Raw genomic sequence first — 13,433 nt, 5'->3', positions numbered from 1 at the left:
GCTTACCCATTGGTTGCCCTCCAGGGGTGAAAGCTGATACCCAAGCCTGTATCTAACTGAGGCAAATTTGCCGGCCCAGCCCATCGAAATTCCTTCCGGGTTGCGGGCCATCGAGGAGAGCTAAATGACCGACAAAGTCGCCAAACTCGTCATCGGGGACCAGACCCACGAATTCCCGGTCTTGTCCGGAACGGTTGGGCCGGATGTCATCGATATCCGATCCCTCTATGCCAAGACCGGCATGTTCACCTACGACCCTGGCTTCACCTCGACGGCGGCCTGCGACAGCGCCATCACCTATATCGATGGCGACAAGGGCGAGCTGCTGTATCGCGGCTACCCCATCGACCAGCTGGCCGAAAAGAGCAATTACCTCGAAGTCTGCTACCTGCTGCTTTATGGCGAACTGCCCAACAAGGCCCAGATGGCCGAGTTCGACACCCTGGTGACGCGCCACACCATGGTCCACGAGCAGATGCACTATTTCTATCGCGGCTTCCGTCGCGATGCCCATCCGATGGCAGTGATGACCGGCGTGGTCGGCGCCATGGCGGCGTTTTATCATGACTCCACCGACATCACCGATCCGCAGCAGCGCGAGATCGCCTCGATCCGCATGATCGCCAAGATGCCGACGATCGCAGCCATGGCCTACAAGTATTCGATCGGCCAGCCGTTCGTGTACCCGCGCAACGATCTCGATTTCGCGTCGAACTTCCTGCACATGTGCTTCTCGGTTCCGGCCGAGCAGTTCAAGGTGAACCCGACCATTGCCAAGGCAATGGACCTGATCTTCACCCTGCATGCCGATCACGAACAGAACGCCTCGACCTCGACCGTGCGCCTTGCCGGCTCGTCCGACGCCAATCCCTTCGCCTGTATCGCTGCCGGCGTGGCCTGCCTGTGGGGCCCTGCCCATGGCGGCGCCAACGAAGCCGCGCTCAACATGCTCAAGGAAATCGGCACCGTCGACCGCATTCCCGAGTTCATCGCCCGCGCCAAGGACAAGAACGATCCGTTCAAGCTCATGGGCTTTGGTCACCGCGTCTACAAGAACTTCGATCCGCGCGCGACCGTGATGCAGGCTACCGCCAAGGAAGTGCTCGACCTGCTCGGCGTTCACAACAACCCGACACTGCAGGTTGCCCAGGCGCTGGAAAAGATCGCGCTCGAAGACCCCTACTTCATCGACCGCAAGCTCTATCCAAACGTCGATTTCTACTCGGGCATCATTCTCGAGGCGATCGGCTTCCCCACCTCGATGTTCACCGTGCTGTTCGCCGTCGCGCGTACTGTTGGCTGGATTGCGCAGTGGAAGGAAATGATCGGCGATCCGCAGAAGAAGATCGGCCGTCCGCGCCAGCTGTATAACGGCTCGCCGGCCCGCGACTACGCTGAGATCACCGGCCGCTAATCTGCCAATAGGCGAGGACCCGGTCCGCCGGGTCCTGACGGGGCGCATCTGCCGTGCCATTCGCCATCAGACCAATCAGCTCGCCAAATGCCTCAACCTGGCTTTGGCGGGCTTTTTTGTCATCCAGCAGCCGCAGTGCCGCGGCATGCAGGGCTTCGGGCTCGGCCTGCGCGGTGATCAGTTCCTCGGTCACATTGCGGCCAAGGATGATATTGGGCAGACCGACATGGGGGCGGCCGATGCGGTCGAACTCGCGCGCCTGCGGCGCATCCAGCACATAGACCACCACCATCGGCACCCGCGCCATGGCCAGTTCCAGCGTCGCGGTTCCTGACACCGAAAGCGCCAGCACGCTCTGCTCATAGAGCTTATGCCGCTCGTCGCGATCCGCCACGATGGTCACCGGCACCGGCCAGTCGGCCGTCTCGGCGCGCAACCGCGCTTCCAGCGAGCGGAGCGTGGGAATGAAGAAGCCGCTGACCGCAGGATGATCGGCCAGATCAATGGCCGCCTGGCGCAGCAGGGGCATATGCCGGCGCAGCTCGCCATTGCGGCTACCCGGCAGCAGCGCGACGAGGCCGCGCTCGGCGGGTGCTCGCTCGGGCAGGCTTTCGCCAAGCGAGGGATGACCGACAAAACAGGTTGGCGGCCCGCCGAGTTCGGCCATGACCCTGGGCTCGAAGGGCAGCACGGCGAGCACTTCATTGAACAGCGGCAGGAGCTTGGCAGCGCGTTGCGGCGCGCGAGCCCAGACACTGGGCGCGACATAGAGAATCAACGGTCCGGCATAGCCCTTTGCCTTGAGCCGCTTGGCCAATAGTTTGGAAAAATCCTGCGCATCGATCAGCACCACGACATCGGGCTTCGCTGCCAGGATGGCGCGGGCCGTCTGCTCCAGCCGCCACAGGAGCAGCGGCAGGCGCACCAGCACGTCGGTCAGACCCATAACGGCGAGGTCACTCATTGGGAACAACGGCTTGAGCCCCTGCCCGATCAGTTCATCGCCGCCGACGCCGGTCAGCGCGATGGTGGCCTTGTCGCGCAGGCGGCGGACCAGATCAGCGCCGATCCTGTCGCCGGAGGGTTCGCCAGCCAGAATGAACAGCTTGAGGGCCTCACTCATCGCCGATCACCACGCCGGTAATAGTGATGCCATGCTTGTCAGCAGCTGCCAGCAAATCCGCCCGCATCAGCAGCAAGCTGCGCCCTGCTTCGACCACGATAGTCGCAATCCCGGCCGCAGCGCAGTTCTCAACCGTTGTCGGCCCAATGGCCGGAAGATCAGCAAATCCAGGCTGTTGCGGCTTCATCGCCTTGGCCAGCGTCAACCGCGCTGCGCCATCCCCCGCCAGCCCATTGCGCCGCAGCGTTCCCACCCGGGCAATCAGATCATCGGTCCCGCCAATATCCTCAACCGCTATGACGCGGCGGCCGGACACCACGGCGGCCTGCCCGATATCGAGCCGGCCAATGGCCCGCGCCGTCTGCAGTGCGAACACTGCATCGTCGCTGGCGACGTCCGGGCCGGCAATATGGCCCTCGGGTGCCAGGAGATCGGGCGACAGTTCATGAACGCCGATCAAATCCGCACCTGTCATTTTCTTCAGCACCGTACCCAGCGCAGCCAGCGTCGCGTCGCCGACAGGCGCCGAAGAGGCTGATTTGGTTGGGTTATTGCCGTTGGCAAAGCGGATCAGGCCCTCACGGGCCTTGTCCGGCAGATGGATGGCACCCACCATCAGGATGTGGCTGGTGCGGAAGACCTTGAGCGACCAGATGATCGCCAGGGGATTGGCTACGTCGGCGACGATGACCTTGACCGCCGTAATGTCGGGTCGTGGCGTCAGCGCCATGACCTGCACCTTGTAGCCCGCCGCCAAAGCAGCGTCGATGGCATGGGGAACCAGGTCACCCGTGCCGGCGAAGATGGTCAAGCGCCCAGGCGACTTGGCCATTTACTCGGTCGTCTGTCCATTGCGCGGCATCAGGATCGGGCGATCGGACGCGGCGGCGATGAAGGCCACGACGTCCTGCACCAACTGGTCGTCCTTGAACAGCTCGGAGGCATCCTCGACGCGTTCGCGCAAAGTGCCTTCGGTCGAGAAGATCATCCGGTAGGCGGCGCGCAGGCGATGGATCGCCTCACGGTCGAACTTGCGGCGCTTGAGGCCGACAAGGTTGAGCCCGGTGAGCGCAGCCCGGTTCCCGACGGCCATGCCATAGGGAATGATATCGCCATCGACCATCGACTGGGCGCCAACGAAGGCATGCGGACCAACGCGGGTGAACTGATGCACGACGCAGGCGCCGCCGAAGATCACATTGTTCCCGACCACGCAGTGACCGGCAAGGCCAACATAATTGGCCATGATGACATTGTTGCCGATGATGCAGTCGTGGGCGACGTGGGCATTGGCCATGATCAGGCAGTCATTGCCGATCTTGGTCAGCATGCCGCCGCCTTCAGTGCCCGGATTAATGGTCACGGCTTCACGAATGACGCAGCGTTCACCAATCTCCAGCCGAGACTCCTCGCCAGCGTATTTCAGATCCTGCGGCTGATGGCCGATCGAGGCAAACGGAAAGATACGGGTGCCCGCACCAATCTCGGTGATGCCATCGATAGAGACATGCGACACCAGCTCCACGCCATCATGCAGCACCACATTGGGGCCGACGATGCAAAAGGGGCCGACCTTCACGCCCGCTCCAAGCCGCGCCGTTGGCGCGACTATGGCTGAGGGGTGGACGGTCGCGTCGGTCACAGCGGCGCCTCGATGATCATCGCGGTGATCTCGGCTTCGGCGATCAACACGCCATCGACCATCGCCTTGGCTTCATAGCGGCCGACATTGCGCCGGCGCTGGATCTTGGCGATGTGATATTCCAGGCGGTCGCCGGGGCCCGCCGGCTTGCGGAACTTGGCCTTATCGACGCCCAGCATCATGACGATGTTCTTGCGGCCTTCGCTGGCCGCATTGGAATCGTGATGGATGACGATGGCACCGGCAGTCTGGGCCATACCTTCGATGATCAGCACACCCGGAAAAATCGGATTGTCCGGAAAGTGGCCCTGGAAGATCGGCTCGTTGAAGGTCACGTTCTTGATGCCGATGGCGGTCTCATCGCCATTGATCTCGACGATGCGGTCGATCATCAGCATGGGATAGCGATGCGGCAGGGCCTTCAGGATGTCGGCAATCTGCATTGCCTTGAGTTCCGTACCGGCGGTCGAGATATCGTTCATTACCGCTTGTCCCCCTTGGTGAGTTTCCGCATGGTGGCGAGTTCGCGCCAGAAGTCTCTTATATCCTGCGCGGGAGCCCCGGCAAGTTTGGATCCGGGTGGCCAGTCTTTGGTCACCGCAGAGCGCCCGTGGATCACCGATCCGGCGCCGATGGTCAAGTGCCCGGAGGTGCCAACATTGCCCCCCATCAGCACCCCATCCCCAACAATTGTCGAGCCGGCAAGCCCGCTCATGGCCGCAATCAGGCAGTTGCGGCCGATGCGGCAGTTGTGGCCGATCTGGACGAGATTGTCGATCTTGGTGCCTTCGCCCAGCACGGTATCGCCCAGCGCACCCCGATCGATGGTCGAATTGGCCCCGATCTCGACCCGGTCCTGCACAATCACCCGGCCAAGCTGCGGCACCTTGCGATTCGAGCGGCCATGATCGAGCCACCCGAAACCCTCCGTGCCGACGCGCACGCCGGAGTGAATCACCACGTCATTGCCGATATGGGCGCAATCAATGGTGCAGTTGGAGGCGATGACGCAGTTGCGCCCGATGGTGACACCCGCCCCAATAACGGTGTTGGCACCGATAACGCTGCCGCGGCCGATCTCTACACCGCTGCCGATGACGACATTGGGGCCGATAGTGACGTCGCGCTCGACAATCGGAGGGACCGCATCGTCACCCAGGGAGGTGATGACCGAACGGGTATCGTCGGGATAAAGCAGATCCAGCACATCGGCGAAGAGCGGGTGCGGCCGGTCAGCGGCAATTATGACGCGCCCCGCCGGAGCCGCATCGCGCAGGGCCGGCAGCACGATAACGGCGCCAGCAGCGGTCGAGCGAAGCTCTTCGATATAGGTTGGACTGGCGGCCAGGGCGAGATCGCTGGGACCGGCAAGTTCTAGATCGGTAACGCCGGTAATGACCAGCGCGGGATCGCTTAGTCCAGACAGCAGATCATCCCGACCAATGGCGGTCAGGATGGTGCCGATCGTTGATGGACCGGAAAATCGGTGGAAACGGGTATCGACCATTGTGTCACTTAAAACAAAGAGCCGCGGGCGCTACCGCCCCGCGGCTCGATAAATGTTTCACGCAAGCTTGCTTAGAGCAAGGTGGAGAGCGTCAGCTGGAAGACCTGTGTACGATCGGCGGTCGACTTGCTCATGACGTGGGCGAAGTCGCCACGCAGAGGGCCAAACGGCGAGTCCCAGATGATCGAGGCACCGATCGACGTCCGCCACGGCTGGTCGGTGCTCTCGGCATCGAGGCCGATTGCGCCAACCCGAGCAAGACCATCAACCCAGGCCGCATCGGCCCAGATGGCGCCGCTCAGGCCATAGCTTTCCGGCAGAACCGGGATCGGGAACTGGATCTCGGCGGAGATACCGGCATAGGCGGTGGCACCCAGATATTCGCCGCTTGTCAGGCGCGGCCCGAGGCCACGGTTTTCAAAGCCGCGGATCAGCGTGGAACCAGGAGCGAAGGCTTCGACAGTGCTGACGCCATTGCCGCTCAGATCATTGACCACACCGGCCTGGCCCTTGAGGCTAGCGACGATGCCGCTATCGTCCAGCAGAGGCATGAAGTAACGGCCACGCGCTTCGGTTTTGATCAGGTTATGATCCCAGCCGACATATTGCTGCGTGAAGGTTGCATAGAGGCCTTCGGTTGGCTTCTTGACGTCATCCAGGCCATTCCAGGTCAGGGTGTAGCCAATGAACGCCTTGTGGAATTCCTGACCATCGGCAACCAACGACGAGGTGGTGTCCTTAACGTCGACGATGATCTTGCGCTCAATGCCACCGAAGACGGTTGCCGAGAGATCGCGGGTGATCGGCACGCCGAAGCGGAGCTGGCCACCAGTTGCCTGCGAGCCATAGAAGCTCGAGACAGTCTCTTCGTTGATGCGGTGATATGCATCAACGCCGGCTGCAATCTTGAGACCCATGAAGCGAGGCTCGGTGAACGAGAAGTCGAAGGTACGGCCCGACTGCGAGGCGCCGATAGCGGCACGCAGGTACTGGCCACGACCAAGGAAGTTCCGTTCGGTCAGCGAGATTTCACCCAGGATACCATCGGCAGTGGAGTAACCGGCGGTCGCGCCATACTCACCAGTCGACTGCTCGACCAGAGCGATGTTGATGACGACCTTGTCTGCGGCCGAACCGGGAGCAGTGCTGACTTCGACTGCCTTGAAGAAACCGAGACCCTCGATGTTCTTACGGCCACGCAGAACCATCGAACGGTTGAACGGGTCGCCTTCAGCGAACTCCAGCTCCCGACGGACGACGAAGTCACGCGTCTTGGTATTGCCGGTGATGTTGATGCGCTCAACGTAAACCCGCGCACCCTCATCGACCAGATAGGTGACGTTGAAGGTCTTGTTGGTCAGGTCGCGATCGAGACGAGCCCGGACGTCGGCGAAAGAATAGCCCTGGGCAGTTGCCTCATAGGACATTTCCTCGATCGACTTCTGCAGGTCGGTGATCGAATAGCGGCTGCCCTGCCCGGTCTGAACCGATCCGGTCAGCGCATTGGTGTTCAGGCCATCGATGCTGGTTTCGATCCCGACATTGCCGAACTCATACTTTTCACCTTCATTGATGGTGAAGTTGATGAAGTAGGCATTGCGTGAAGGATCATACTCGCCGACCGAGGTGATCTGCGCATCGGGATAGCCGCGATTGGCGTAGTACAGGCGGATCAGTTCACGATCGACGGCGATCTTGCGCTCGTCATAGGTATCGTCCTTCACCAGCCAGCTGAGAATGCCGGTCTCTTTGGTGTTGATCGCACCCTTGAGGGTGCCGCCATTGACTGCATTATTGCCAGTGAAGTTGATCGCCGCGATACCGGCGCGGTCACCTTCATTGACCTGGAAAGTCACGCGAATGCGCCCATCCGGAAGAGCTTCGGTCTTGGCGGTGACGCCAACGGACATGAAGCCATCGCGGTCATAGGCCTGACGGATGCTTTCGATATCGGCTGCAAGGCGCTGCTGGCTGAACACGCCGGACGACGAGATGTCGACCATGGCGAGCAATTGCGCATCATTGAAGCGCCGATTGCCCTCGAACAGCACCGAGCCGACCAGTTGTTCCTGAGCCTGCGCAGTCGCAACGCCAAGAAGCGGAATACTGGTGCCGGCCAACGGGGCGGCGCCCAGGACTGCGAGCGCAAGGAAAGCGCCGCGCATCAGCTTGGTGGGGTGGATCATGTTTCTTATTGCCTTCTGCGACCGGCCAGGGGAATCGCCATGCACAGCGCTCCCCCAAGCTAACTCCATTGAACCGTTTTACTGTTTTTTTAACCACGGGCAAGGCGGAAGCCTCGACGCGGTTAGCAAATGATTGGCGCCCTTGCATTCCTGCAACACCTTGCGAACCAAGGTTAACCGAAGGTTAACTGAGAGTCCTCAGGTATGCGAAGAGCGTATCATTGAACAGTGTGAAGACCATGAGCGTAATAACCAGGGCGAATCCGAAGCGAAATCCGATTTCCTGAACCTTCACGCTCAATGGCCGCCCCCGAACGGCCTCAACCAAATAGTACAACAGGTGCCCGCCGTCGAGCATTGGAACGGGCAAAAGGTTGAAAATCCCGATATTTAGCGAAAGCAAAGCCGTCAGGTTTATGAGTGCGATAATCCCCAGAGTCGCAACCTCTCCTGAAACCTTGGCCACCTTGACCGGACCACCCAGCTGCTCGATGTCCCCGCGCCCGACGAAAAAATCGCCGAGAAACGCCGCCGTACGGTTGATGATGAAGCTGATTTCCTCAAACGTCATGCCGATCGCCTCGACCGGACCCGGCCGATAGCGCGTCACATCGGCCTCTTCGACCGCGCGACTGACGCCAATACGGCCAATGCGCTGGTTGTTGCCGAACCGGTCCTGCACCTCGACCGACTCGGGCACCACGACGATGGTCCGGGGCGCACCGCTCCGCTCCAGTTCGATGGTGACCGGGCGCTGAGGACTGGTTGCAACCAGACGCTGGAAATCCTCGAAGCCGCGCACTGAATAGCCATCAACAGAGACAATCACGTCCCCACCCTCAAGGCCCGACGCCTCGGCGACCGAACCGGCAATCACCTCGCCCACGACCGGCGGGATGGTGTAGCGCCCGTATCCGAGCAGCAGCGCATAGAGAATGAAGAAAGTCAGCAGCACATTGGCCAGCGGTCCGGCGGCGACGACCGCGATGCGCTGCCACACATTCTTGTTGGCAAACAGATGCGGCGCCAGGGCGGGATCGACATTGGCCAGGGCGTCGGGATCGGGAACACTGGCGGCGTTCATATCACCGGTGAATTTGACATAGCCACCCAGAGGGATGGCCGATAGCCGCCAACGGGTGCCGTGCCTGTCGTTCCAGCCGATCAGTTCCTTGCCGAAGCCGACAGAGAACGTGTCGATAGCCACGCCGTTCCAGCGGGCGACCAGATAATGGCCCATCTCGTGGACGAAGACGATGACAGTCAGGACCGCCAGGAACGGAACGACATAGGATAGCAACCAGAAAACGAAATCGAGCATGGTCTTCCTTGTGGGGGGGCGATCAGCGCCAGCGCGCCATCACCAGAACAGCAGGCCTTCGGCCACGGCGCCAAATCCACCATGGGCCGCACCGACCAGCAGCACGAACATCACGCCAAATGTGAGGCTATCAAGCCGATCCATCAGGCCGCCGTGCCCGGGGATGATATCGCCGCTATCCTTGACGCGGAAGTGACGTTTCACCGCGCTCTCGCACAAGTCACCGAGCTGCCCCAGAACGCTGATCACCAGCGACAACACCAAACCGATCCACCAAGGGGAATCATTGATGAAGATCCAGAACAACAACCCCGCCGAGGTGCCCAGGGCCAGGCCACCGAGGGCGCCCGACCAGGTCTTTGACGGCGAAATATCGGGCGCCAGCTTTTCGCCGCCGATCTGCCGGCCGGTAAAGAAAGCCGCAGAATCCGTCATCCACACCACGGTGCCGAGATAGACGCCAGCCCATACGCCCGCAATGGTATCGCCGCGCATCAGCAGTGCCGACAGGATGATCGCGCCGAACACCACCAGGCCACCAACGCGCCACCACATCCCCTCCCCCCGCGCCGCGATGGCGATGAGGCAGGCGACGGCGATGATGCCGATGGAGCCCATGGCGCCAATCAACGGGAAGACGAGGCCGGACAGCGCTACCAGCCCGATCAGCAGCATGCCGACCGGGGTGATCGGCGCCCGCATCACCATGGTCTCCCATTCGCGATAGGCACCGGCAAAGACGGCGCCCACCACGGCGGAAAAAACATATGAGCCGATATAAAGCGCTGTTGCGGTCAGCGCCACCAGAACGGCGGCGGAGGCAAAGCGGGGACCGAGATCGGTCCATTTACGGCGATTGGAAGAGTTTTCGGCAGCGGGTTCGCCGGGACTGGTCAACTGGTTTGCGCCTCGATGCCACCGAAGCGCCTATCGCGCCTGGAAAATATCTCCAGCACTCGCACGAAGCTGGACTCGTCAAAATCAGGCCAGTTCTCATCCACGAAGACGAATTCGGAATAGGCCGCCTGCCAGAGCAGGAAATTGGAAATGCGCTGTTCGCCGCTGGTCCGGATGATCAGATCGGGGTCAGGCAGCCCACTGGTATACAGCGCCGCCTCCACCGTGGCCTCGGTGATATCCTCGGGCTTGAGCCGACCAGCCGCCACTTCGACCGCGATCTTGCGGGTCGCGTCGGTGATTTCGGCCTTGCCACCATAATTGAAGGCAATGACCAGCACCAAGCCGGTATTGTCGACGGTCTTGGCTTCGACATCGTCGATCAGCCGGATCAGCGAAGGCTCCAGGCCCGCGCGCGAGCCAATGATACGCACACGCACATTATTGCGGATCAGGCGCTGAAGGTCCGATGCAACGAAGCGCCGCAGCAGATTGAAAATGAACGCGACTTCGTCCTTGGGCCGCGTCCAGTTTTCCGAAGAAAAGCTGAACACGGTCAGGTGGGCGATGCCGTAATTGATCGACAGTTCAACGAGGTTGCGGAGGGACTTGACCCCCTCGATATGCCCCTCGGTGCGCATCTTGCCGCGGGCCTTGGCCCAACGGCCATTGCCGTCCATGATCACGCCCAAATGCACAGGGATGCGCAAGCGCTGGCGCAGCACCGGTTCGGCATTGATGGCGGGATCGATGGACATCTACGCCCTCCCGGCGCAGCTAAAGCGGGTCCTTAGACCTGCATGATTTCCTGTTCTTTGGTGACCAGCACGCCGTCAATCTCGGCGACTGCGGCATCCGTCGCCTTCTGTACCAGATCGGCCTGCACGCGGGCATCGTCCTGGCTCATATCGCCGTCTTTTTCGGCCTTTTTGAGAATATCCATGCCGTCGCGACGAATATGACGCACGGCAACGCGCGCCTGCTCTGCATAATTATGCGCAACCTTGGTCAGATCACGGCGGCGCTCTTCGTTCAACTCGGGCAACGGCACGCGGATCACCTGCCCCTCCCCCATCGGGTTCAGCCCCAGACCGCTGTCACGGATCGCCTTTTCGACGGCATTGGCCATCTGGCGGTCCCAGACCTGCACGCTGAGCATCCGAGGCTCGGGCACAGTCACGGTCGCGACCTGGTTCAGCGGCATGCGCGAACCATAGGCCTCGACCGTCACTGGCTCGAGCAAGCTGGCGCTGGCCCGGCCTGTGCGCAGGCCCGCGAGTTCGTCACGCAGCGAATTGATCGACTTCTGCATGCGCGACTTGAGATCGGCAAGGGAGTAACTGGCGGCCATTGGCGTCTTCCTTCTAGCTAACTGGCGCTGCCGACCCGCGTGAAGCGAGACCGGCCGGCAAGAACGCCACTGAGGCCTTCCTTGTCGTCGAGCGCGTAAACAATTATCGGCAACTGATTATCGCGGGCAAGCGCGAAAGCCGCAGTATCCATAACCTTGAGGTTCTGGCCGATGACTTCATCATAACTGACGGCATCATAGCGGGTTGCATTTGGATTCTTCTTGGGGTCTTCCGAATAAACACCGTCGACCTTGGTGCCCTTGAGCAGCACGTCGCAATCGAGCTCGATCGCCTTGAGCGCAGCGGCAGTATCGGTGGTGAAAAACGGATTGCCGGTGCCGCCGGCGCAGACCACGACATAGCCTTCGTCCAGAGCCGCCTTGGCGGCGCGCGCAGTGAAGCTGTCGGCGACCGATGGCATGGTCAAGGCCGAGAAGACCTTGGATTTGACGCCCTGGCGCGAGATCGCATTGGACAGTGCCAGCGAGTTGATCACCGTGCCCAGCATGCCCATCAGGTCGGCGGTGACGCGATCGGTGCCGTCAGCGGCGACGGCCATGCCGCGGAAAATATTGCCTGCGCCGATGACGATGGCAATCTGTACGCCATCCTTGGCGGCATCGGCGATCTGCTGGGCGACGGAATGCAGAAACTCGGGCTCGATACCAAACGATTGGTCTCCGGCCAACACTTCGCCCGAGACCTTGAGCAAAATGCGTTTGTAGGCAGGCGCCATCGGCGAACCCCTTTGAATTGCAGCGGGGTGCCGAATCCGGCAACGCCCGCCAGACCCTATTGCATAAGCGGCCCCAGTGGGAAGCGCCTAGCGGGTAGATTTGGCTTTGTGTCAGGGTGAAGCGCTCGATCCCAGCCACTCGAAAGGCTGTGGCGGGAGAGCAGCAGACGGGCCCCGGGGCCCGCCTGCAGACGTTTATCGGCTTACTTTACGCCGGAAGTGGCAGCAACTTCGGCCGCGAAGTCAGTTTCGGCCTTCTCGATGCCCTCGCCCAGTGCATAGCGCACGAACTTGGTCAGCTTGATCGGCGCGCCGACATCCTTCTCGGCATTCTTGATCACGTCGGCGACCTTGGTCTCGCCGTCGATCACGAACACCTGCGACATCAGGGTCACTTCCTCGAAGTACTTGCGCATACGGCCTTCGACCATCTTTTCGGCGATCTCGGCGGGCTTACCCGATTCCTTGACCTGCTCAAGAATGATGGCGCGCTCGCGGGCAACCACATCCTGATCGAGTTCGTCAGGCGCGATGGCCTGTGGCTGTGCTGCGGCGATGTGCATGGCAAGCTGCTTGCCGAGAGCCGACAGAGCAGCCTTGTCACCGGTCGACTCGAGAGCCACCAGGATGCCGATCTTGCCGAGGCCCGGCTTGACGGCGTTATGAACATAGCTTTCCACGACGCCATCGCTGACCGAAACGGCCTGCGTGCGGCGCAGGTTCATGTTCTCGCCGATCTTGGCGATGGCGGCGGTCAGTTCGGCCGAAACCGAATGCCCCGAACCGGGGAACGGCATTTCGCCGAGCTTGACGACGTCGCCGTCGGCATCGAGCGCCAGCTTGGCGACGCTGCTCACGATCGACTGGAACTGCTCGTTGCGGGCAACGAAGTCGGTCTCGGAGTTGATTTCGACGGCAGCGGCAGCGGTGCCGTTGGTCACAACGCCGACCAGACCTTCAGCCGCAACGCGGTCGGCCTTCTTGGCAGCCTTGGCAAGGCCACGTGTGCGCAGCCAATCGACCGCCGCTTCCATGTCGCCATTGGTTTCGGCAAGGGCCTTCTTGCAGTCCATCATGCCGACGCCGGTAGCGTCGCGGAGCTGCTTGACCATTCCTGCAGTGATTTCCATGGGTTCACCTTTCGGCGGCCCGCCACGGGGCCGCATGGTTCAAAATTGAAAAGAGAGCGCCTGACACCCCGAACGCATCGGAGCCGCACCCCAATATTTAAGCTCCCGGACTGAAGCGAAACACT

Annotated in this window: 13 protein-coding genes; 1 reads left to right on the top strand and 12 read right to left on the bottom strand. The window is 61.3% G+C overall.

All coding sequences use genetic code 11. The features are described from left to right. The first annotated feature begins 124 nt into the window (after window positions 1-124). The gene (gltA, locus tag BUA69_RS13380; RefSeq protein WP_046135992.1) at window positions 125-1,414 is read left to right on the top strand and encodes a citrate synthase; all 1,290 of its coding nucleotides are present in this window, start codon (window positions 125-127) and stop codon (window positions 1,412-1,414) included. On the opposite strand, the gene BUA69_RS13375 is transcribed toward gltA, so the two are convergent. The 12 genes from BUA69_RS13375 to tsf all read right to left on the bottom strand — a co-directional run bounded on the left by BUA69_RS13375 (window position 1,401) and on the right by tsf (window position 13,308). Continuing rightward, on the bottom strand, window positions 1,401-2,537 hold the full coding sequence (locus tag BUA69_RS13375; protein ID WP_046135991.1) for a lipid-A-disaccharide synthase: 1,137 nt from the start codon (window positions 2,535-2,537) through the stop codon (window positions 1,401-1,403). The two genes, gltA and BUA69_RS13375, sit on opposite strands and share 14 nt — an antisense overlap. Then, a complete protein-coding gene (locus BUA69_RS13370; protein WP_052950638.1) occupies window positions 2,530-3,369 on the bottom strand; it encodes an LpxI family protein in 840 nt (279 codons plus the stop codon). Before BUA69_RS13370 ends, BUA69_RS13375 begins: the two co-directional genes overlap by 8 nt. Next, complete coding sequence (lpxA, locus tag BUA69_RS13365) at window positions 3,370-4,179, bottom strand: acyl-ACP--UDP-N-acetylglucosamine O-acyltransferase (protein ID WP_046135990.1); 810 nt, start codon at window positions 4,177-4,179, stop codon at window positions 3,370-3,372. Continuing rightward, the gene (gene fabZ, locus BUA69_RS13360) at window positions 4,176-4,661 is read right to left on the bottom strand and encodes a 3-hydroxyacyl-ACP dehydratase FabZ (RefSeq protein ID WP_046135989.1); all 486 of its coding nucleotides are present in this window, start codon (window positions 4,659-4,661) and stop codon (window positions 4,176-4,178) included. The genes lpxA and fabZ overlap by 4 nt, the downstream gene beginning before the upstream one ends. After that, the gene (gene lpxD / locus BUA69_RS13355) at window positions 4,661-5,686 is read right to left on the bottom strand and encodes a UDP-3-O-(3-hydroxymyristoyl)glucosamine N-acyltransferase (protein ID WP_046135988.1); all 1,026 of its coding nucleotides are present in this window, start codon (window positions 5,684-5,686) and stop codon (window positions 4,661-4,663) included. Before lpxD ends, fabZ begins: the two co-directional genes overlap by 1 nt. 71 nt (window positions 5,687-5,757) lie before the next feature. After that, window positions 5,758-7,872, bottom strand: a complete 2,115-nt coding sequence (gene bamA / locus BUA69_RS13350; protein WP_052950637.1) for an outer membrane protein assembly factor BamA — start codon at window positions 7,870-7,872, stop codon at window positions 5,758-5,760. Between the two features lie 184 nt (window positions 7,873-8,056). After that, entirely contained in the window at window positions 8,057-9,193 is a 1,137-nt protein-coding gene (rseP, locus tag BUA69_RS13345; protein WP_046135987.1) for an RIP metalloprotease RseP, read from the bottom strand. Window positions 9,194-9,232: 39 nt separating this feature from the next. Further along, the gene (locus BUA69_RS13340; protein WP_052950636.1) at window positions 9,233-10,090 is read right to left on the bottom strand and encodes a phosphatidate cytidylyltransferase; all 858 of its coding nucleotides are present in this window, start codon (window positions 10,088-10,090) and stop codon (window positions 9,233-9,235) included. Continuing rightward, window positions 10,087-10,848: an undecaprenyl pyrophosphate synthase gene (locus BUA69_RS13335; RefSeq protein ID WP_046135986.1), complete on the bottom strand. Its 762-nt coding sequence runs from the start codon at window positions 10,846-10,848 to the stop codon at window positions 10,087-10,089. Before BUA69_RS13335 ends, BUA69_RS13340 begins: the two co-directional genes overlap by 4 nt. A gap of 32 nt (window positions 10,849-10,880) precedes the next feature. Further along, the gene (gene frr, locus BUA69_RS13330) at window positions 10,881-11,441 is read right to left on the bottom strand and encodes a ribosome recycling factor (protein WP_046135985.1); all 561 of its coding nucleotides are present in this window, start codon (window positions 11,439-11,441) and stop codon (window positions 10,881-10,883) included. Between the two features lie 17 nt (window positions 11,442-11,458). Next, window positions 11,459-12,178 carry a UMP kinase gene (gene pyrH / locus BUA69_RS13325; protein WP_046135984.1) on the bottom strand — a complete coding sequence of 240 codons (720 nt, stop codon included), beginning with the start codon at window positions 12,176-12,178 and terminating at the stop codon, window positions 11,459-11,461. Window positions 12,179-12,381: 203 nt separating this feature from the next. Further along, window positions 12,382-13,308: a translation elongation factor Ts gene (gene tsf / locus BUA69_RS13320; RefSeq protein WP_046135983.1), complete on the bottom strand. Its 927-nt coding sequence runs from the start codon at window positions 13,306-13,308 to the stop codon at window positions 12,382-12,384. Window positions 13,309-13,433 lie beyond the last annotated feature (125 nt).

The organism is Devosia limi DSM 17137 (assembly GCF_900128975.1).
Classification (GTDB): Bacteria; Pseudomonadota; Alphaproteobacteria; order Rhizobiales; family Devosiaceae; genus Devosia; species Devosia limi.
This window is presented reverse-complemented; position numbering and strand designations above follow the sequence as displayed.